The organism is Stenotrophomonas sp. GbtcB23, from assembly GCF_019091045.1.
In the GTDB taxonomy this organism is placed as follows: Bacteria; Pseudomonadota; Gammaproteobacteria; order Xanthomonadales; family Xanthomonadaceae; genus Stenotrophomonas; species Stenotrophomonas rhizophila_A.
In genome coordinates, this window is sequence record NZ_JAGXKC010000006.1 from 23,783 (window position 1) to 43,300 (window position 19,518).

Annotated in this window: 18 protein-coding genes; 10 read left to right on the plus strand and 8 right to left on the minus strand. The window is 67.6% G+C overall.

Features of this window, described 5'->3' with window-relative positions; all coding sequences use genetic code 11:
* The first annotated feature begins 65 nt into the window (after positions 1 to 65).
* Positions 66 to 1,511 (plus strand): metalloprotease TldD, encoded by a 1,446-nt coding sequence (gene tldD / locus KVS69_RS04085; protein WP_217537133.1) that lies wholly within the window; start codon positions 66 to 68, stop codon positions 1,509 to 1,511.
* A 31-nt stretch (positions 1,512 to 1,542) separates the two neighbouring features.
* On the opposite strand, the gene yjgA is transcribed toward tldD, so the two are convergent.
* Entirely contained in the window at positions 1,543 to 2,133 is a 591-nt protein-coding gene (gene yjgA, locus KVS69_RS04090) for a ribosome biogenesis factor YjgA (RefSeq protein WP_217537136.1), read from the minus strand.
* A gap of 68 nt (positions 2,134 to 2,201) precedes the next feature.
* Between yjgA and pmbA the strand changes: the two genes are divergently transcribed.
* A complete protein-coding gene (gene pmbA, locus KVS69_RS04095) occupies positions 2,202 to 3,569 on the plus strand; it encodes a metalloprotease PmbA (RefSeq protein ID WP_184126487.1) in 1,368 nt (455 codons plus the stop codon).
* An 88-nt stretch (positions 3,570 to 3,657) separates the two neighbouring features.
* Positions 3,658 to 4,041 (plus strand): DUF4870 domain-containing protein, encoded by a 384-nt coding sequence (locus tag KVS69_RS04100; protein WP_217537137.1) that lies wholly within the window; start codon positions 3,658 to 3,660, stop codon positions 4,039 to 4,041.
* Positions 4,042 to 4,502: 461 nt separating this feature from the next.
* Here the strand turns inward: KVS69_RS04100 and KVS69_RS04105 are convergent, their stop codons facing one another.
* From KVS69_RS04105 to KVS69_RS04125, 5 genes are all read right to left on the minus strand, one after another.
* Positions 4,503 to 5,381, minus strand: coding sequence for a farnesyl diphosphate synthase (locus KVS69_RS04105; RefSeq protein ID WP_093533413.1), 879 nt, complete (start codon positions 5,379 to 5,381; stop codon positions 4,503 to 4,505).
* Positions 5,371 to 5,631 carry an exodeoxyribonuclease VII small subunit gene (locus KVS69_RS04110; protein WP_068853531.1) on the minus strand — a complete coding sequence of 87 codons (261 nt, stop codon included), beginning with the start codon at positions 5,629 to 5,631 and terminating at the stop codon, positions 5,371 to 5,373. Before KVS69_RS04110 ends, KVS69_RS04105 begins: the two co-directional genes overlap by 11 nt.
* 36 nt (positions 5,632 to 5,667) lie before the next feature.
* Positions 5,668 to 6,954, minus strand: coding sequence for a tRNA lysidine(34) synthetase TilS (gene tilS, locus KVS69_RS04115; protein ID WP_217537271.1), 1,287 nt, complete (start codon positions 6,952 to 6,954; stop codon positions 5,668 to 5,670).
* Positions 6,955 to 7,020: 66 nt separating this feature from the next.
* Positions 7,021 to 7,539 (minus strand): WG repeat-containing protein, encoded by a 519-nt coding sequence (locus KVS69_RS04120; protein WP_217537139.1) that lies wholly within the window; start codon positions 7,537 to 7,539, stop codon positions 7,021 to 7,023.
* A complete protein-coding gene (locus tag KVS69_RS04125) occupies positions 7,539 to 9,251 on the minus strand; it encodes an alkaline phosphatase (protein ID WP_217537142.1) in 1,713 nt (570 codons plus the stop codon). Before KVS69_RS04125 ends, KVS69_RS04120 begins: the two co-directional genes overlap by 1 nt.
* Positions 9,252 to 9,401: 150 nt before the next feature.
* Here KVS69_RS04125 and KVS69_RS04130 point away from each other — a divergent pair, with 150 nt between their 5' ends.
* The 7 genes from KVS69_RS04130 to KVS69_RS04160 all read left to right on the plus strand — a co-directional run bounded on the left by KVS69_RS04130 (position 9,402) and on the right by KVS69_RS04160 (position 16,778).
* Complete coding sequence (locus KVS69_RS04130; RefSeq protein WP_184126492.1) at positions 9,402 to 10,730, plus strand: dicarboxylate/amino acid:cation symporter; 1,329 nt, start codon at positions 9,402 to 9,404, stop codon at positions 10,728 to 10,730.
* A 357-nt stretch (positions 10,731 to 11,087) separates the two neighbouring features.
* Positions 11,088 to 11,573: a hypothetical protein gene (locus KVS69_RS04135; RefSeq protein WP_320457656.1), complete on the plus strand. Its 486-nt coding sequence runs from the start codon at positions 11,088 to 11,090 to the stop codon at positions 11,571 to 11,573.
* The gene (locus KVS69_RS04140; RefSeq protein ID WP_217537147.1) at positions 11,570 to 12,208 is read left to right on the plus strand and encodes a hypothetical protein; all 639 of its coding nucleotides are present in this window, start codon (positions 11,570 to 11,572) and stop codon (positions 12,206 to 12,208) included. Before KVS69_RS04135 ends, KVS69_RS04140 begins: the two co-directional genes overlap by 4 nt.
* A 42-nt stretch (positions 12,209 to 12,250) precedes the next feature.
* Entirely contained in the window at positions 12,251 to 13,792 is a 1,542-nt protein-coding gene (locus KVS69_RS04145) for an adhesin (protein ID WP_217537149.1), read from the plus strand.
* Between the two features lie 137 nt (positions 13,793 to 13,929).
* Positions 13,930 to 14,631, plus strand: coding sequence for a C39 family peptidase (locus KVS69_RS04150; RefSeq protein WP_093533407.1), 702 nt, complete (start codon positions 13,930 to 13,932; stop codon positions 14,629 to 14,631).
* Positions 14,632 to 14,639: 8 nt separating this feature from the next.
* Positions 14,640 to 15,422, plus strand: a complete 783-nt coding sequence (locus tag KVS69_RS04155; RefSeq protein ID WP_068853512.1) for a hypothetical protein — start codon at positions 14,640 to 14,642, stop codon at positions 15,420 to 15,422.
* Between the two features lie 45 nt (positions 15,423 to 15,467).
* Complete coding sequence (locus KVS69_RS04160) at positions 15,468 to 16,778, plus strand: transporter (protein WP_217537152.1); 1,311 nt, start codon at positions 15,468 to 15,470, stop codon at positions 16,776 to 16,778.
* 252 nt (positions 16,779 to 17,030) lie between these two features.
* Here the strand turns inward: KVS69_RS04160 and KVS69_RS04165 are convergent, their stop codons facing one another.
* On the minus strand, positions 17,031 to 18,368 hold the full coding sequence (locus KVS69_RS04165) for a sigma-54 dependent transcriptional regulator (protein ID WP_217537154.1): 1,338 nt from the start codon (positions 18,366 to 18,368) through the stop codon (positions 17,031 to 17,033).
* Between the two features lie 244 nt (positions 18,369 to 18,612).
* Positions 18,613 to 19,377 carry a C40 family peptidase gene (locus KVS69_RS04170; RefSeq protein WP_254622024.1) on the minus strand — a complete coding sequence of 255 codons (765 nt, stop codon included), beginning with the start codon at positions 19,375 to 19,377 and terminating at the stop codon, positions 18,613 to 18,615.
* Positions 19,378 to 19,518 lie beyond the last annotated feature (141 nt).

Here is a 19,518-nt window from a genome sequence, read left to right on the forward strand (position 1 = left end):
GCCGTTACCCCCACAATGTCCCGCGCACGGCTTGCGATATCGGCCCGCGCCCACAGATCAAGACCATGACCGACAACGCACTCACCCTTGCCCAAGACCGCCTGCTGCTGCCCGCCGGGCTGGATGCCGGTGGCCTGGAACGCACCTTTGGCACCCTGTTGGGGCCGGGTATCGATTTTGGCGACCTGTACTTCCAGCACGCCCGCCGCGAAAGCTGGAGCGTGGAAGATGGCATCGTGAAAGACGGCGCCCATTCCATCGAACAGGGCGTGGGCGTGCGCGCCATTGCCGGCGAGAAGACCGGGTTTGCCTATTCCGACGACATCCATGGCGATGCGCTGCTGGGCGCGGCGCGCTCGGCGCGCGCGATTTCCCGCGAGGGCGGGGCGCAGCCGGCGCGGTCGCTGGTGCGCGGCAATGCACGCGCGCTGTACCCCGCACTGGACCCGATCGATGGCATGGGCAACGAAGCGAAGGTGGAGGTGCTCAAGCGCCTGGACCGTTTCCTGCGTGCGGCCGACCCGCGCGTGCAGCAGGTGATGGTGAGCCTGTCCGGCGGCGTGGACACGGTACTGATCGCGCGCAGCGATGGCGTGCTGGCCGGCGACATCCGCCCGCTGGTGCGGCTGAACGTGCAGGTGATCGTGGAGCGGCACGGCCGCCGTGAATCGGGCTATTCCGGCGGTGGCGGGCGCTACAGCTACGAGGAGCTGTTCGCTGACGGGCGCCCGGAAGCCTTCGCCCGCGAGGCGCTGCGCCAGGCGCTGGTCAACCTGGACGCCATTCCGGCCCCGGCCGGGGTGATGACCGTGGTGCTCGGCCCGGGCTGGCCCGGCGTGCTGCTGCACGAGGCGGTCGGCCATGGCCTGGAAGGTGATTTCAACCGCAAGGGCACCAGCGTGTACGCCGGCCGTATTGGCGAGCGCGTGGCCGCGCCGGGCGTGACCATCGTTGACGACGGCACCCTGGACGGTCGCCGCGGCTCGCTTAACATTGACGACGAGGGCCACCCGACCCAGTGCACCACGCTGATCGAGGACGGCATCCTGGTCGGCTACATGCAGGATTCGCTCAATGCACGCCTGATGGGCGTGGCCCCGACCGGCAACGGCCGCCGCGAATCGTTCGCGCACATGACCATGCCGCGCATGACCAACACCTACATGCGTGCCGGCCAGCATGACCCGGAAGAAATGATCCGTTCGGTCAAGCGTGGCCTGTATGCGGTGAACTTCGGTGGCGGCCAGGTCGACATCACCAGCGGCAAGTACGTGTTCTCGGCCACCGAGGCCTACCTGATCGAAGATGGCAAGGTCACCGCGCCGGTGAAGGGCGCGACCCTGATCGGCAATGGTCCGGAAACCATGCAGAAGGTGCGCATGATCGGCAACGACCTGGCCCTGGACGAAGGCGTGGGCGTGTGCGGCAAGGATGGCCAGAGCGTGCCGGTGGGCGTGGGCCAGCCGTCGCTGCTGATTGATGGCATCACCGTGGGCGGCACCCAGGCCTGATCGCCGGATGCGCCCGTCCTGCCAGCCCGGCTCAGTCTTCGGCGCTGTCGGCGTCGCCGATGTCGTCGTCGGTGTCGGCCGCCGTCGCTTCCAGGCCCAGCGCGGCCGGCAGCAGCAGGGTGCGCAGCACCTGGTAGATTTCACGGAAGGCACGCGGCGGTTTGTTCTTGGCGCGCTCGGCCTGCGCATTGCGCACCAGCGTGCGCAGCTGCTGGCGGTCGGCCTGCGGGTACTCGGCCAGCAGCGCGCTCAGCGCGGTGTCGCCGTCCTTGAGCAGGCGCTCGCGCCAATCCTCGGCGCGGTGCAGCGCGGCCACTTCGCGGCGCGAGGTATCGCTGTTGGCGTCCAGCGCATCGCGGATCGCGTCCAGGGTGGCATCGTCCTCGCGGCGCATATGCTTGGCCAGGAACGCCAGCTGGCGCTTGTGGGCGATATGGGCGGTGATCCGCTTGGCCTCGGCGATGTGCGGCAGCAGGTCTTCCGGCACCGGCACGCGGGCCAGCTGGGCCGGGGTCAGCGACACCAGCTTCTCGCCCAGGGCCAGCACGTCCAGCGCGTCGCGCCGGTTCTGGCTGCGGCTGATATCAAGGAATTCACCGGTTTCTTCGTCGCGTCCGCGCATCGTCTTCTTTCCACATCCAGAACTGTGCCCGGCGTTGCGCCAGGCACTCACCCGTACAGGATAAAGCATTGAACGTGATCTCCCCTGAAGCCCATGCCGCCGACGACAGCCTGCCGAGGCTGGAGCAGCTGGCCGACATCTCCCAGCAGCTGCTGGCCCGGGCCCGGGCGCTGGGCGCCACCCAGGCCGAAGTCAGCTGCAGCGAGGAGCGCGGGCTGGATGTGAACGTGCGCCTGGGCGAGGTCGAAACGGTGGAATCCACCCGTGATCGTGGAATCGCGGTCACGGTCTACTTCGGCCAGCGCAAGGGCAGCGCCAGCACCGCCGACCTGCAGCCGGCCAGCCTGGAATCGACGGTGGCCCAGGCCTGCGCAATCGCCCGGCATACCGAGGACGACGAGGCCGCCGGCCTGGCCGACCCGGAACTGATGGCGCGCGAGTTCCCGGACCTGGACAGCTGGCACCCGTGGGCGCTGCAGGCCGACCAGGCGGTGGATCTGGCGCTGGCCTGCGAAGCGGCCGGGCGCGAGGCCGACCCGCGGATCAGCAACTCCGACGGCGCATCGGCGTCCACCGCCACCAGCCTGTCGGTCTATGCGAACTCGCACGGGTTCATCGGCCGTGACCGCAGCAGCCATCATTCGGTGGGCTGTGCGCTGATCGCAGGGCAGGGTGACGGCATGCAGCGCGACGGCTGGTACAGCAGCGCGCTGGCCCGCGAAGACCTGGAAGATGCGGCGTCGATCGGTCGCCGCGCCGCCGAGCGCACCCTGGCCCGGCTCAACCCGCGTTCGATGGCCACCGCGCAGATGCCGGTGCTGTATTCCCCGGAAGTGGCGCGGTCGCTGATCGGCCACCTGCTGGGTGCGGTGTCCGGCGGGGCGCTGTACCGCCGTGCCAGCTTCCTGCTCGACAGCGTGGGCACGCAGCTGTTCCCGGACTGGTTCGCGATCGAGGAGCGGCCGCTGCTGCGCCGTGGCCTGCGTTCGACCGCGTTCGATGGTGATGGCGTGGCCACCCGCGATTCGTCGCTGATCGAAGGCGGGGTGCTGCAGCGCTATGTGCTGGGCAGCTATTCGGCGCGCAAGCTGGGCCTGGTGACCACGGGCAACGCCGGCGGTGTGCATAACCTGCGGGTGCATTCCAACGCGGGCGATCTGGCCTCGATGGCGCGGCAGATGGGCAACGGCCTGCTGGTGACGGAGCTGATGGGGCAGGGCGTCAACGGCGTCACCGGCGATTACTCGCGCGGGGCCGGCGGCTTCCGGGTGGAAAATGGCGAAATCCAGTACCCGGTCGACGGGATCACCATCGCGGGCAACCTCAAGGAGATGTTCGCGGCGATCGAGGCGGTGGGCAGCGACATCGACCGCCGCTCGCACGTACACGTCGGCTCGATCCTGGTCGGGCGGATGACCGTTGCCGGTAACGATTGACGGCATCGATTGACGTATCCTGTGCCCGCTGCCTCGGCAGGCGGGGAGCCTGCCACGCACCACCCATACACTGGACAAGGAGTTTCACGTGAGCGAATTCGACAACATCACCGCCCCGCCGCCGCCGCCGACCAGCGCCGGCCCGGTTCCCAGCGACCAGCGCACCATGGCGCTTGCCGCGCACCTGCTGGGCATCTTCACCTGGTTCATCGGCCCGTTGATCATCTGGCTGATCAGCAAGGACGACGCCAGCAAGGGGTTCGTCACTGACCAGGCCAAGGAAGCGCTGAACTTCCAGATCACCATCACCCTGGCAATGATCATCTGCTTCATCCTGATGATCGTGATCATCGGCGGCCTGTTGGCGCCGCTGGTGGGCATCCTCAACATCGTGTTCTGCATCATTGCGGCGGTGAAGGCGAACAACGGCGAGGCTTACCGTTATCCGTTCACCCTGCGCCTGATCAAATAATTCCTGTTTTCCGGGAATGCAGAAACGCCCGGCATTGCCGGGCGTTTTTTGTTTGGAGCAAGAGCGAAAGCAAAAGCCGTCGCCTGCGAACGTGTCAGGGCTGGGCAGGCGGGGGTGGGTTTGCGGGACACGCTGCAAGTACATCCATGTAAGCTCGTTCGCGCCATCCATGGCGCTCTACGGTCCCGCAAACCCACCCCCGCCTGCCCCCGACAGTGGATCGGTTGTTCAGGCAAAAGCGGTTCAATTGCCTTTGATCGCCTGTGCGCACCAACCAACCGTCAGAGGGCCGGCGGGGGTGGGTTTGCGGGGGCTTTGCGAAACATGGATGTTTCGCAAGAGCCTACACGGACGTATTCACGGCGCCCCCCGCAAACCCACACCCGCCGGCCCTGCGCAGATACGTTCGCAGACCAGGGCTCTTGCCTGCAGCAGACGAACACCGACCGAAGGCCGGTTCCTTAGTGATTGCGCTCGACCGCCAACCGCCCAAGCGCACGCAACGCATCAGCGCGTTCGTCATACCCGGCAAGGCTGTCGTGCATGCGCTCGCTCAGCGCGGCCAACTCCGCCTTCGCACCGTCCATTCCCAACAACGCCGGGAACGTGGACTTGGCCTGCGCCTGGTCCTTGCCCGCCGTCTTGCCGAGCTGTTCGGAACTGGCTTCCACATCCAGGATGTCATCGCGGACCTGGAAGGCCAGGCCGAGGGCGTTGGCAAAATCATCCAGCTGCAGCAGGTCCGCGTGCGGTGCATCGCCACACAGCGCGCCCATGCGGACCGCCGCGCGGATCAGCGCGCCGGTCTTCAATGCATGCATGTGCTGCAGGTCGGCCAGCGGCTGCGCGTGGCCCGTTGCATCGATATCCAGCGCCTGGCCGCCGCACATGCCGGCTGCACCCGAGGCGTGGGTCAACGCCTGCAGGCAGTGCACCCGCAGCAGTGCCGGCAACGCCGCATCGGCCAGCAGCCCGAACGCGCGCGTCTGCAGCGCATCGCCGGCCAGGATCGCCGTGGCCTCGTCGAAGGCGATGTGCGTGGTCGGGCGACCGCGACGCAGGGCGTCGTCGTCCATTGCCGGCAGATCGTCGTGCACCAGCGAATAGGCGTGGATCAGCTCCACCGCCATCGCCGGTGCGTCCAGCGCATGTTCGTCGGCACCGAAGATCTGCCCGCTGGCGTACACCAGCAGTGGGCGCATGCGTTTGCCGCCACCGAGCACTGCATAGCGCATCGCCTGGTGCAGGCGCTTGGGCGCCTGTTCCGGCGAGGGCAGGCTGGCGTCGAGCTGGCTTTCAATGCGGTCGCGCCAACGCGCGAACGTGGACTCAACCGTCATGGCTGGGCGGGTCGAACGGCTCGGCGGTTTCCGGGCGGGCCGGGTCGCTGAGCAGCCGCACGCGCAGTTCTGCCTGCTCCAGCGCCTGCTGGCACTGGCGGTACAAGCCCACGCCGCGCTCGTAGGCGCTCAGCGACTGCTCCAGGCTCATGTCGCCGGTTTCCATCTTCTCCACCAGCTGCTCCAGTTCTTCCAGCGAATGCTCGAAGTGGGCGACCGGGGAGGCGTCAGTGGGGGATTTCTTGGCCATGCGACAAGTGTGAGGCGCCAGCCCCAAGGGGTCAATTCACGCCGCGCCCGGCGTCCAGCGCAGTCGGGCGTGCTGTTCATCCAGCCACTGCTGCAACGGTGCCGCGATCACCTGGTCGCCGGCCGCAACCAGCATCTGGTCTGCATACAGCAGCGGCACCTGGCGGCGCTGCCACGGAGGCAATCCGCTCTGTTGCAGTAGATCTTTCAGCGCGTGCGAATGACTACGCCCGCGCAGCTGGATGCGCTCGCCGCCCCGGCGTGCGCTGACCTGCACCGGTTCACCCAACCGCTGGGCGCCGATCAGTGCCAGTTCGCCACCATCGGGGAGTGCCAGTGGGCTCGCGCCGTCCCAATGCACGCTCCAGTCCAGCGGCAGTGCCAAGGCCATCGGCAGCAGGTACAGGTGGCCGCGCCAGCGGCGGATGCGCACGCCCTGCCAGGCGAACTGCGCATCGGCATCCTGGGCAGCAGGCAGCAGTTCGCGTTCGATGGCCTGGACGCCCGCGGCCGGCAACGGCGGTTGTCCCGCGCTGCGCACCCACTGCCGCAGCAGCCGCGCGCGGCGCTCGCGCGGCTGCCGTTGCAGCTTGGCGCAGTCGAGCACGCCGGGCGACACCGTGCAGCGCCGCAACGCGTCGTGGTCGGAGGCATCGAGCAGGCGCTGCGCCTGCGCGCTCAATTCGGCGCTGCGTGCGAACGCCGCATCGGCCTGCGGCCAGCGCTGCTGCAGCAGCGGCAGCACGTGCAGGCGGAGGAAGTTGCGGTCGGCCACGTCGCTGGCATTGCTGGGGTCTTCGATCCACTCCAGCCCGTGCGTCGCGGCATGCGCCCGCAGGTCGCTGCGCGGGATCTGCAGCAGCGGGCGCCAGATCGATCCGGCACCGAACGGCGCATGCGCCCGGATCGCCGCCAGGCCATCCACCCCGGAGCCGCGCAGGGCCCGCAGCAGGAAGGTTTCGGCCTGGTCATCGCGGTGATGCGCCAAAGCCAGGTGTTCGCCTTCGCGCAGGACGCGGGCGAACGCTTCGCGGCGGACGTGGCGTGCCGCGGCTTCCAGGCCCGCACCGCTGTCGCGCGGCACCGCCACGCGGATCACCTGCAGGGGAATCGACCAGGCCGTGCAGATCGCCTCGCAGTGCGCCGCCCAACGATCTGCATCGGCCTGCAGGCCGTGGTGCACGTGCACCGCATGCAGGCCGGCGGCGCGCTGCGCGGGTGACTGGGCCAGCCAGTGCAGCAGCACCGTCGAATCCAGTCCGCCACTGAAACCCACCAATACGGGTGCGGGCAGGTCGGGGGCAGGGGGCAGCGCAGTAGGCATCGAATGGGACATGTCAGGCAGAGGGCCAGTATCGTCCCTGGCAGCACTCACCGCCATCACGCAGGCTCATCGGCCAGTGGGATCGGCCACGCGGCGACCCTGTCGGTCGATGTGGAACCACTCGCCGCCTTCCATCGGGGTGTGGCCATCGCCATCGGGCGTGCCGCGCCGGCAGCCGTTGCATACCTGGGCAATGCCATCGGAAAACGGCCAGCCGAAATCGTAGGTGCCCGGTACCGCCTGCGCCAGCGCAGCATCGAAGTAGGCGATGCGCTCGCCCACCCGGCCGCGCAGCAGGCCTTCCTCCACGTAATCCGGGCCGTTGTCCCAAGTGATCACCGCTTGGGTGCGCCCTTGGCGGCTGACGTAGTGGAAGCTGTCCCCGGCGTACACCGCAGCCAGTCCCTGGTTGTCGTAATCGAGCCGGGCACGTGCCGCCGCGTCGAGCGACAGGCGGCCCTGCTCCAGGTGGCAGCCGGCCAGCGGCTGCAACCCGTCTTCCTCGGTCAGCCGCTGGCAGGCCGGCGGCGCGGCGAGGCCCATCGCCGGGGCCAGCAATGCCACCAGCACGCCGGCCCGCCGCATCAGTTGCCTGCGTCCTTGCGCTCGAACGCCTTGGGTGCGGGCAGTTCCACCGGCACGCCCTTGGCGTCGCAGGTGCCGGCATCGCACAGGCGCTGGCGCAGGCGCGGGGTGGCCTGGACGATCATGTGGTAGATCGCGTTCTGTTCCATGGTGCCGCGCACCGCCTTGCTGCCGGGACCACGGGCCCAGATGCCGACATCTTCGCCGCCGTGGCTTTCGCTTTTCATCGGCACCAGCGCTTCCTGCATGTAATCAGGGTGCTCGGTATCCACGTGGGTCAGGTCCGGGCGGCCCTTGGCCGGGTCGAAGCTGCTCGGGTTGTGCGGGTAGGCCTTGGGGCCTGCCGGCTGCTGGTTGGTGGCGCCGGTGAAGCCGGGGCCATTGGCGTAGCTGAGGGTGGTGTAGGGCAGGCCGAGGCCGTCGCGGGCCAGGTCGAGCGCGCCGGCGCCGTCTTCGCCGCCCTTGTCCTTGACCTTGCCCAGGATCGGGTTGCCACGCGCCGGGTAGCCCACGAAGTTGAGCGTGTGCGAGTGGTCGGCGGTGACGATGATCAGCGTGTCCTGGTCAGAGGTGGCCTCCGCCGCCGCACGCACCGCGTCGGACAGCGCCACCGTATCGCTGAGCGCACGGTAGGCGTTGCCGCTGTGGTTGGCGTGGTCGATGCGCGCGCCTTCCACCATCAGCACGTAGCCTTCCTGGTGGCGCGACAGGTTGGCGATGGCCGCCTTGGTCAGTTCGGCCAGGCTGGGCTCGCCGGACGGGTCGTCCTTGCGTTCGATCTCATAGCGCATGTGGTCCGGCTCGAACAGGCCCAGGATCGCCGGGGCGTTGGCGGCGGCCTGCAGCTGCTGCGCGTTCCAGACATAGGCGCCCTGCGGGTGCGCCTGCTTCCATTCGCCGACGAGGCTGCGCCCGTCCAGGCGCAGGCCCACCTTGTCGTCGTACTCCGGGTCGGTCTCTTCCACGTTGGTGAACTGGGCACGACCGCCGCCCAGCGCCACCAGCGGACCTCGCCCGTAACGCGAGGTGTCCAGCAGCTGCTGGGCGATGTCCTTGCAGCCGGCCGCCTTGGCCGCCTCCGGCAGGTCCGCGTCGCTTTCCCAGTTGCGCTCGGGCGAATGGGCGTAGGTCGCGGCCGGGGTGGCGTGGGTGAGGCGCGCGGTGGTCACCACGCCGGTGGCCATGCCGGCGCTGTCGGCCAGCTGCAGCCAGGTCAGCAGGCCCTTGCCCAGGCTGTCGGCGCAGTCGCTGCGGCTGCCGGCGCTGACCCCGATGGCGCCCATGTGGGTCTTCACGCCGGTGGTGATGGCGGTCATGGTGCCGGCCGAATCCGGGGTCTGCGAATCGGTGTTGTAGGTCTTGCTGAACGCGGTGGCCGGGAAGCGCTCCCAGGAGAGCAGGTTCTCTTCGCCCGGGTTGCCGTTGCGCTGGCCCTCGAAGATGCGTGCGGCAGCCACGGTGGTCAGGCTCATGCCATCGCCCAGGAACAGGATCACGTTCTTCGCGCGGCCGTCCATGGCGCCACTGCCGGCGGCACGGGCGGCGCCGCTGCGGTACCACCACTGCGGGGTTTCACCGGCCGGGTGGGCCACTGCCGGTACATCGACCTGAACGGCGCCGGCGTTGGCGCGGGAAGTGGGGGCGGAGGCGGCGCAGGCGCCAAGCAGCAGGGTGGTGGCGAGGGCCGCCACAAGAGGCGTGAAACGGGACATGGACGCGCGTATCTCAATGGTGAAACGGGCGTTCATTATGCAGAACGCCGCAAGGCACGCCGATGACACGCTGATTTGTTTCTGTGCGCCTCGTCCGCAGGGGCGCGTTGGGCTAAGGTGAGGGGCTGTCACCCTCTCCCTGGAATGCTCATGACGCTGGTGTCTGCCTGGCTGCGGATCCCGTTCTGGCAGCGCGTACTTGGCGGCTTCGTGCTCGGCGCGCTGGCCGGCTGGCTGCTTGGCCCCGCCGCCGAAACCTGGTTCGGCCCGCTGGGCGACCTGTACGTCACGCTGATCAAGATGATCGCGGTGCCGCTGGTGTTCTTCGCGGTGATCAACGCCATTTCCTCCCTGCACGGGCAGAAATCCGTGGCGGCGCTGGGCGGGCGCACCTTCCTGTGGTTCATCATCACCGCCGCGCTGGCAGTGGGCATCGGCCTTGCCGTGGGCACCCTGATGCAGCCGGGGACCGGCAACCTCAGCCTGAGCATGGACCACGGCTACACGCCGCGCGAAGTGCCCAGCGTGGTCAAGGTGGTCATGGACGTGGTGCCATCCAACGTGTTCTACGCGCTCACCGGCATCGGCACCAAGGTCAACGCGGCCGGCGAGACGGTGCTGGCGGCGGGGCGCGGTTCGATCCTGCCGGTGATCTTCTTCGCCGGCCTGCTCGGTTTTGCCATGGTCAAGCTGGGCGACAAGGTCGCCGAGGCGCGCAAGCTGACCGGGCAGATGAGCGACATCATGATCCAGGTCACCCGCTTCGTGCTGGAGATGACCCCACTGGGCACCTTCGGCCTGATCGCCGGGCTGGTGGGCAGCTACGGCTTCGAAAAACTGTTGCCGCTGGGCAGCTTCGTGCTGGCGCTGTACGTGGCCTGCGCGCTGCATATCGTGCTGGTGTACGGCAGCCTGCTGCTGGTGCACGGCCTGAACCCGCTCAAGTTCTTCCGCGGTGCCGCGCCGGGCATGCAGGTGGCGTTCGTCAGCTCGTCCAGCTTCGCGGCGATGCCGGCGGCAATGCGTTCGATCACCCACAACCTTGGCGTGAACAAGGACTACGCGTCCTTCGCGGTGCCACTGGGCGCCAGCATCAAGATGGACGGTTGCGGCGCGATCTATCCGGCGCTGTGCGCGGTGTTCATCGCGCAGTACACCGGCGTGCCGCTCACCCCCGAGCAGTATGTGGTGGTGCTGATCGCTTCGGTGCTGGGCAGCTTCGGTACAGCCGGGGTACCCGGTACGGCGGTGGTGATGGCCACGGTGGTGCTGAGCGCAGCCAACCTGCCGCTGGAGACCATCGGCTACCTGTACGCGATCGACCGGATCCTGGACATGATGCGCACCATGACCAACGTCACCGGCCAGATGCTGGTGCCGGTGCTGGTGGCCAAGGAAACCGGGCTTCTCGACCGCGAGGTCTACGACAACCCGTCCACCAACCTGGGCGTGGATGAGGGCGAAGAGCGCACCTCTTAGCACGATCGGTCAGGTCGTCATGCAGCGGGCCGGCGATTGTCGGCCCGTCTGCGTTTGATGACTGCGCACTGTGACATCTGTATCCGACGGTGTAACAACGCTGATACACCTACATGTGAAGTGAGCGTTATCCGCCTTCCTGACGCGCGCACGTTCGTGTTCAGGACGCGTGAACGCCACGCGGGTGTAACACCTGCGTTGCAGTGACAGCGGTCGCTGCCGGCAACATGCCCGCAAACAGGGCCTTTCGGACTTGGCACGATTGCTGCTCCATCCCTCCGCATGTATCGGGAGGTCGCAATGGACAGCGTTCGCGTACGGAGCAAGGCAACGGCGGTGACGTGGCTGCTGCTGGTGATGGTGCTGGCACCGGCAGCGGTGCAGGCCTCAGGCGCACGGCAGGGCGTGAAGCAGCAACCGGGTGAAATCGTGCTGCTGCGGGATGTATCCGCGCGGCCGGCGTATCGGCCCGCTCCCCCGGGCGTGGCCTTGATAGCCGATCCCTCGCCCAAGCGCGAAGTCGCTGGCGCACTGGGCACCTCGACCGGCATGGACGAACTGAGCGACGACGATTACGCCTCGCTGGGCTCCAACACCGGCCTCTCTGCGGGGCACCCGCAGACCACCGTGGAGCGCGTCACCACCAGCACCATCAACAGCACCCTGGGCAAGGCCACCAGCAGCGGTGTGCTGTCGGGCAGCTCGCTCGGCCGCAGCATCGGCGGGCCGATGGGCGCGGTGGGCAACGCCACCCGCGGTATCGGTGACCAGGTGCGCGGTGCGCTGGCGCAATTCCCGCTCGGCCAGCCTGCCGGTGCGCCTGCAGGTGGGCCCGGCAAATGAAGCGCGCCACCTTGCTGCTCTCGCTGGGGCTCTCGCTGGTGCTGCCACTGCCGCTGTACGCGCAGCAGGCAGACGACTACGCCGGCATGCTGGGCTACCTCAACAACACCCGCCTGGAGGGCCGCGCGCTGAGCGGCGCCGACGGCGCCATGGTGGTCAACATGGCCGCCGGCGACCTCAACCTGCAGGCCAACCTGCTGGGTATCGCCAGCGGCGAAAACGCACAGGTCAACATCGCTGCACGCCAACGCCTCGCCGGCAACCGCGTGCGCGCCGATGGCGCGCTGGATGCCAGCGCCAGCATCGGCGGCCAGGCACTGAACGGCGCCAGCGGCGTCGCCATGATCAACCAGGCCAGCGGTATCGGCAACGCGGCGCTCAACGTCGTCACGGCCACGCTGGCGCAACAGGGCATACGCGAGACGAACGACGAGGCCTTGGCCGCGTCGGGGGCACTCGCGTCAGCAGGGGGGCAGGGCACCGCACGTCGCGGTGGTTCCGCCGGAACCCGCAGTGTCGCCGTGGAGGACACCGCACTGCAGGGATTCGACGGCGTTCTGCAACTCAATCAAATCGCGGGTACCGGCAACACCACCGCCAACCAGTTGGGCATTTCGGTGCAGTCCACCCCGTGAGCAGTTCCATCCACCCGATTGACCGTGAAGAGAGAGGGCACCATGAACACCATGAACAAGACGGTACTTGCGCTGGCCATCGCAGTTGCGGCTACCGCATCTGCCTCCGCACAGGACAACCAGAACGCAAGCGCGTTCATCAACCACATCCACAACGTGTGGGAAACCCGCACCAACACCAACACGAACACGAACACCAACCTCAATACCGACGTTGATACCAACATCAACACCGATATCGACACCGATGTCGACACCGACATCACCACCAGCATCGATACCGATATCGATACCAACATCGATACCAACATCCGCAATGACTGGGATTCGCGCACCCGCGTACGCAACAACAGCACCACCAACACCAGCTCCGACACCAGCACCAGGACCACGACCAAGAGCTACAGCGACACCAGCGACGTGAACCACACGCGCAATGTCTCGGTCAACGAAAACGTGCAGAAGAACAGCAACATCCAGGCCGACGAGCGCAAGGAAAAGAACAACCACGGCGTGGACGTGAACCTGGAATCGGACCTGCAGGTGGGTGCGGACGTGCAGTTCCGCGGCCGTCCGACCGTCTCGGGTGACCTGGAAGTGGACTCGGCCGCGATTGCCATCATCGACAACCGCCAGTCGATCACCGACAACGAAGGCGACAACCAGCTGCTCGAGAACAATTCCTCGATCAGCGAAAACGTGGCGCAGGACGCGTCGGGCAACCTCGGCTTCAACACTGCCGCCGGCGACAACAATGCCCAGGACAACGCCGCCTCGCTGTCCGCCGCCGATGCTTCGTTCACCTTCGGCATGTCCGATGCGCAGGTGTACGTGAACCAGTACGGCGCCGGCAACACCACCACCAACGAAGGCGTGGTCAACAACTCCAGCCTCAGCGGCAACGCCTTCCGCGGCGCCACCGGCAACATCGGCGTGAACAGCGCCGCCGGCAACAACAACGAGCAGAAGAACGCCCTGGCTGCGTCGGTGTCCACCGCCCGCATGGCCACCGCGAGCATCAGCTCGAACCAGGTGTCCACCGGCAACAGCGTGTCCAACGAGGGCTACGTGAAGGCCATGCGTGACACCACCCAGGTCACCCTGCGTGGCAACGTCCGGGGCGGTACTGCAGCCATCGGCGTGGGTGGTTACGCCGGTCGCGGCAATGCCTACCAGAAGGAAAACTTCTACCCGGATACCTGGAGCGGCTCGTCGCATACCGGTGGCAACCAGACCGGGCACATCGACCTGGATGCTGACGCCCAAGGCGCCACCGACAACCCGTACAACGAAGGTGCGGGCGGTCTCGCCTTCGACACCGACGAGCGCGGCGTTCTGGCGTACGGTGAAGTGGGTTATGCCGATCTGCAGGCCAGCCTGAGCGGTACCGTGGCCACCACCCGCTGGGTCGTGGAACGTGCCGAAAACAACGCTTCGCTGTCGGGTGACTCGTTCCGCGGCGCCAGCGGCAACATCGGCGTGAACGTCGCAGCCGGCACCGGCAACCTGCAGGCCAACAGTCTGGCCCTGGCCGTGGCCCAGCCGTCCACTGGCGGCAACCCGGGCGGCGGTGGCGGCGAGTAACGCTGTCCGTTTTCGCAGGCAACACGCGTTGAGCGCAACAAACCCGGCCATCCGCCAATGGCCGGGTTCCCCGGGAGCCCCTGTTCCATCCTCCCCCTTTGGGGCAGGGGCTCCTTCCTTCTTCCGGAGCCATGCCGATGTGGTCGACCCGAGCCCTGTGCTGCGCGTTGTCGCTGTTGATCCTGCCGGTGGGCGCCTCGCGCGCCGGTGATGTGTCCTTCAGCGGCGTGCTGCCCAATGGCGCGGTGTACTCCCAGCGCGTGGAGAGCATGCAGGAACGGCGCTTCCGCAACGTGGTGCGCCAACACACCGATTACAGCTGCGGCGCGGCCGCTTTGGCCACGATCCTGCGTTATGCCTACCACCTGGACGCGGACGAAGGCACGGTGATCGAAGGAATGATGGGGGTGTCGGACCCTGAACTGGTCCACCAGCGTGGCTTCTCGCTGCTGGACATCAAGCGTTACGTGGAATCGATGGGCATGCGTGGGCGCGGCTACCGCGTCAACGAAGAGCGCCTGCGCTCGCTGCGCGTGCCCGGGTTGGTGTTGATGGATGTGCGTGGCTTCCGCCACTTCGTGGTCCTCAAGCAGGTCCGCGGTGACGTGGTGGACGTAGCGGACCCGATCCTGGGCAACCGCAGCATACCCGTCAACGAATTTCTCGAATCATGGCCGTCGCGCGCCGTGTTCGTCGTGATCGGTACCGATTTCGACCGCAACACCGTGTTGCTGCAGCCCGGCGAACAGCCCAGTGCGCGTTCGCTGTATGCACGGCAGGGCCCGATCACCGACGCGGAACTGGTGGATTTCGGTTTCACCCATGCCGATCTGTTCTAGGAGGCACCATGAACATCGCAAACTGGACGCACAGTGCATTGCTCGTCGCGCTGCTCGGGGTCGCCCCGGTACACGCCGCCGATGCACCCAAGGCGCAGGAGCAGGGACGCCCCGGCAAGGGATTGAGCGAAATCCCCGACCCGGAACTGAAATTGATGCGTGGCCGCTACACCGTCAACGGCAATGCCGTGGCCTGGTTCGGCGTGACCATGGTTTCGCAATGGCAGGCCGGCAACCAGTCCGCACAGAGCGCGCTGACCCTGGGCATGGATTTCAGCCATGGCGGCAACACGCCCAAAGTGAGCTTCACGCCCAGCGTCACCGTCACCGCGGCCGACGCGCCGCTGCCGGAGACCCCGGGGCGCAGCGTGGATTCGAGTGGCCTGCAGAACGTGGCCGGGCTCACCCAGAGCATCCAGGTGGCCGGTGACAACAACGTGGCCAGCAACGCCACCCAGTTGAACGTGCGCGAAGGCACCGCACCCACCACCACCGAACAGAGCGCCCCGCAGGCCAGCGCGCAGCAGGGCGGCGTGAGCGCCGTGGCCCAGCAGGACGGCAACAGCGCCAGCGTGCAGCTGCAGATCCAGGGCGTGGGCCAGGTCCAGCAATGGATCCGCAACGGCAGCGTCGGCCAGAGCATCGCCGTGGCCAGCGATGGCCAATCGGCCAGCAACCGCATGCAGATCGACCTGGTGCGGCAGACCCTGGCCAACAGCGCGTCGCTGAACCAGAACGTGGCCCAGGCGATGAACCTGGTACGCGGCGTAGGCATGGGGCCCGGCCAGTAACACCGGCCGGGTGGGGGGAACGACACCAGAACGCAGGGCAAGGAAATGCACACCTCGATATGCACGACACCGCTGGCGCTGGCGGCGCTGGCACTGACCGCGTCAGCTGCGGCAAACGCCCAGGACGCACCGGCCGCCCCGGCAGACGAAGCAGACGTAAAAGCACTCATCCAGCAGCTGGAGACGCTCAAAGCCAACTACGCCCAGGAAGTGCGCCGGCTGCGCGAACTGGACATGCAGGTACAGGCCATGCAGGCCCGCCTGAGCGGCAAGACCGCACCGCTGGCCGGCGCCGCCCCGCCCGAACCGCTGCCCTCGAGCACCCCCGCCGCACCGCCGACCGGCGATGGCTACGCCAGCACCGCCGCCGAAGCGCAGCAGGCCAAAGAGGCCTCGCGCCGCAGCGTCGACGACGTCAAACAACAGACCTCGACCCTGTTCACCCGCCGCTTCACGCTGGAAAACAGCCTCAGCTACGCACGCTACGACCGCAAGCAGCTGACCCTCAACGGCTTCCTCGCCCTCGACGCGATCTTCCTCGGCAACATCGCCATCGAAAACGTCGAGTCCGACACCCTCACCTACAACCTCGCCGCACGCTGGGGCCTCACCCCGCGCCTGGCCCTGAACCTGGACGTGCCCTACCTGGCCCGCAAGACCGTCTTCCAGAAGGGCGGCGCCGGCGGCTCGGCGGCGGCCATCGCCCAGGAAGAAACCACCGGCAACGGCATCGGCGACATCAGCCTTAGTGCCAACTACAAACTGTTCTCCGAAAAAGGCCGCTGGCCCGAAACCGTGTTGACCGTCGGCGCCACCGCCCCCACCGGCCGCGAACCCTACGGCCTGAGCTGGAAAGTGCTCGAGCGCGACGACGACGACTTCATCCGCTTCGCCGTGCCCGAACAGCAACCCACCGGCAACGGCGTCTGGCAGGCCAACGTCGGCCTGTCGGCGGTCAAGACCGCCGACCCGGCCATCCTGTTCGCCAACCTCGGCTACATCCACTCGTTCGAAAACAGCTTCGACGACCTCGACGCCAACCCCGATACCGTCAACCCCGGTGACGTCAAACTCGGCGGCTCGTACTACTTCGGTGCCGGCGTCGCGTTCGCCTTCAACGAACGCACCAGCCTGAGCATCTCCTTCAGCGACAAGCTCAGCGCCCGCGCCTCCACCCGCTTCAAGGGCGGGCAGTGGGTCAAGATCGTCGGCAGCGACGCCAACGCGGCCACGCTCAACCTGGGCATCACCTACGCACTCAATCAGAACACCACGATCGTGAGTCTGCTGGGCATCGGCCTGACGCCGGATTCGCCGGACTTCACCCTGGCCTTCAAGGTGCCGTACATCCTGTAACGCGCGTATCGACCAACGGTCGATACCTACCGCGGCCATGGTGACGGCCGGCCAACGGAAGGCGTCAGCGAAGCCCCAGCTTTTCCCATGGCCACCGACCCGATGTCGAAGGGTCGGCGGGGGTGGGTTTGCGGGACCGTAGAGCGCCATGGATGGCGCGAACGAGTCTACACGGACGTACTTGCGGCGTGTCCCGCAAACCCGCACCCGCCGGCCCAAAGCCCGTACGTTCGCAAACCAAGGCGTTTGACGTTAGCGCAACTCACGCAGAGCGAGTTGATGCTTGCGGCAGAGGCGATACACGGTAACGCGGGACACCTGCATGGTGCGGGCACACGCAGTGATGTTGAACGCGTTGTCGCGCAGGGCCTGCAACAAGGCGTCGCGCTCGGCCGCCTGGCGCGCATCGTGCAGCAGCCGCTGCGGCATCTCCACCTGCGGTGGCAGCAGCTCCAGATCGGCCACGTTGATCAGCTCGGCCTCGCTCACGATCGCCGCCCGCTGCACCCGGTTCAACAGCTCGCGCACATTGCCCGGCCAGTTGAACCGCAGCAGCGCCTGCGCCGCTTCCGTCGTGAACCCGCGCGCGCGCGTCACGTGCCGTCGGCGGAAACTGGCCAGGAAATGCTCCGCCAGCAGCACGATGTCGCTGCCGCGGTCGCGCAGCGCCGGCATCGGCAAGCGCAGCACATTGAGCCGGTAGAACAGATCGCGGCGGAACTGCCCGCGCTCCACCGCCTGCTCCAGATCAATGTGCGTTGCCGCCACCACCCGTACATCCACCGCCAGCGGGTGATTGCTGCCCACCCGCTCGATCGTGCCTTCCTGCAGCACCCGCAACAGGTTCGTCTGCGCATCCAGCGGCAGGTCGCCGATCTCGTCAAGGAACACCGTGCCCCCGCTGGCCGTCTCGAACAGGCCCAGCCGACGCGTCGCCGCACCGGTGAACGCCCCGCGCTCATGCCCGAACAGTTCCGACTGCACCAACGCCGCCGGAATCGCCCCGCAGTTCACCGCCAGGAATGGCCGCGCATGCCGCGGTGACAGCGCATGCAGTGCCTGCGCCGCCAGCTCCTTGCCGGTGCCCGTTTCGCCCGTGACCAGCACCGGCAGTTCCACCGGCGCGAACTTGCGCAACGCCGCCCGTGCCACCTGCAGCACCGCACTGTTCCCGACGAGTGCCTGTGCACCGGCCGGCGAACGCGTCTCGTCGCCGTCCGCCAGGTGCTGCAGCCGCTGTACCAGGCTGGAGAGATCCAGCGGCGCCGTGAACGTCTCCACACAGCCCGCCAGCAGCGACTGCAGCGGCGGCGGCGTGGGGTAGGGCCCGGGCGGCAGGATCGCCAGCACGCGCATGTGCCGGTGCTGCTCCAGCAGCGCCTGCAGGTGCTCCACGTTGCCGGGGGCCGCCCCGCGCAGGTCCAGCAGCCCGACCACCACGTCGCTGCCGCGCATGCCGATGGCCACGCATGCATCGCTGGCCACCCCGCGCACCTGCCACCCTTCCGCTGCCAATGCGGCGCGCTCGGCCGCGTGTGGTTGCCCAAACCAGATCACACACCGGGCCGGAAATTCAGGGACTGCCGCCATGCGTCACCTTTACTGGAAAGATCCCGGGCGGTGTCTACTGGTCGGCGTGACCCCGGCGAGCCGCCCCACGCCGGAGTCAACAACCCCTGCCGAAGCCGGCCTGGGCTGGTCGCACGCACTTGGAATTGCTCGAACGACAGTAGGGACAACGCCGGTTGCCCCCGTTACCGGCCACCGGCGCCCATAACGAAAAAGGCCGCTGCACGGGGCAGCGGCCTTCAAATGGCGGGGCGGGCCGGCCGGCTCAGAGCTCGACGCGGCGGGCCTGCATGAACTTGCCGCTCCAGTAACCCGAGACCAGGCTGTCCACGCGGACGTCCTTGCCGGTGCTGGGGGCGTGCAGGAAGCGGCCTTCGCCCACGTAGATGCCCACGTGGTCGACCCGGCCCCTGCGGCCGAAGAACACCAGGTCACCGGCCGCCAGCGCGTTGCGGTCGTTGATCAGCTCGGCTTCACCGTCATGGGCCATTTCACGCGAGACGCGCGGCAGGTCGATGCCCAGCGCGGTCTTGAACACGTAGCCGACCAGGCCGCTGCAGTCGAAACCGCTGTCCGGCGAGGTGCCGCCCCAACGGTACGGAGTGCCCAGCAGCGTCATCGCACGGCGCAGCAGCGACTGCACCTTGCCGTTGTCGGCGGCCCCACCGACCACGACGCCATTGGCGCCGGAGCTGGCATCGTAGTTGGCCAGCAGGCGGCTCAGGTCGCCGGCGAACATCGCCGAGCGGTCCATGAGCGGAATGGTGTCGTTGGCCGCCAGGTGCGGAAGCAGGGCGGCGAGGGTGGCACTGGCAGCGGCATCGGCCTTGCTGCGGGCCGGCGCGTCGGCCTTGGGCTTGGCGGCGGCGGGGATCTCGGTGGCGGCTGCGGTGGCAACCGGAGCAGCATCGACGGCGGTCGTCGGTGCCGTCTGCGCCCAGGCCGGAAGGCTGGCCAGGCAGAGGGCGAAAGCGAGAAGAGCGGGGCGGGCAGTGCGCCGGAAAGTGGCGGTCTGGCCTTGGCACGTCAGGTCGGCTGTCGTCACGCGGCGGTCACTGAATAAAAACGATGGGTGATGATGCCGTGTAAGACGTGTGATTTGGTACAAATTTCGTTAAAGTTTCGTTTATATGAACGTGATAGAGGTCACATTTTTAGACCTTTGCCCTGT

Excerpts from the sequence above, each read along its gene's own strand:
- tldD (WP_217537133.1), top strand. The coding sequence starts at position 66 with ATGACCGACAACGCACTCACCCTTGCCCAAGACCGCCTGCTGCTGCCC.
- yjgA (WP_217537136.1), bottom strand. The coding sequence starts at position 2,133 with ATGCGCGGACGCGACGAAGAAACCGGTGAATTCCTTGATATCAGCCGC.
- KVS69_RS04105 (WP_093533413.1), bottom strand. The coding sequence starts at position 5,381 with ATGACGGTTGAGTCCACGTTCGCGCGTTGGCGCGACCGCATTGAAAGC.
- KVS69_RS04110 (WP_068853531.1), bottom strand. The coding sequence starts at position 5,631 with ATGGCCAAGAAATCCCCCACTGACGCCTCCCCGGTCGCCCACTTCGAG.
- tilS (WP_217537271.1), bottom strand. The coding sequence starts at position 6,954 with ATGCCTACTGCGCTGCCCCCTGCCCCCGACCTGCCCGCACCCGTATTG.
- KVS69_RS04120 (WP_217537139.1), bottom strand. The coding sequence starts at position 7,539 with ATGCGGCGGGCCGGCGTGCTGGTGGCATTGCTGGCCCCGGCGATGGGC.
- KVS69_RS04125 (WP_217537142.1), bottom strand. The coding sequence starts at position 9,251 with ATGTCCCGTTTCACGCCTCTTGTGGCGGCCCTCGCCACCACCCTGCTG.
- KVS69_RS04130 (WP_184126492.1), top strand. The coding sequence starts at position 9,402 with ATGACGCTGGTGTCTGCCTGGCTGCGGATCCCGTTCTGGCAGCGCGTA.
- KVS69_RS04135 (WP_320457656.1), top strand. The coding sequence starts at position 11,088 with ATGGTGCTGGCACCGGCAGCGGTGCAGGCCTCAGGCGCACGGCAGGGC.
- KVS69_RS04140 (WP_217537147.1), top strand. The coding sequence starts at position 11,570 with ATGAAGCGCGCCACCTTGCTGCTCTCGCTGGGGCTCTCGCTGGTGCTG.
- KVS69_RS04145 (WP_217537149.1), top strand. The coding sequence starts at position 12,251 with ATGAACACCATGAACAAGACGGTACTTGCGCTGGCCATCGCAGTTGCG.
- KVS69_RS04150 (WP_093533407.1), top strand. The coding sequence starts at position 13,930 with ATGTGGTCGACCCGAGCCCTGTGCTGCGCGTTGTCGCTGTTGATCCTG.
- KVS69_RS04155 (WP_068853512.1), top strand. The coding sequence starts at position 14,640 with ATGAACATCGCAAACTGGACGCACAGTGCATTGCTCGTCGCGCTGCTC.
- KVS69_RS04160 (WP_217537152.1), top strand. The coding sequence starts at position 15,468 with ATGCACACCTCGATATGCACGACACCGCTGGCGCTGGCGGCGCTGGCA.
- KVS69_RS04165 (WP_217537154.1), bottom strand. The coding sequence starts at position 18,368 with ATGGCGGCAGTCCCTGAATTTCCGGCCCGGTGTGTGATCTGGTTTGGG.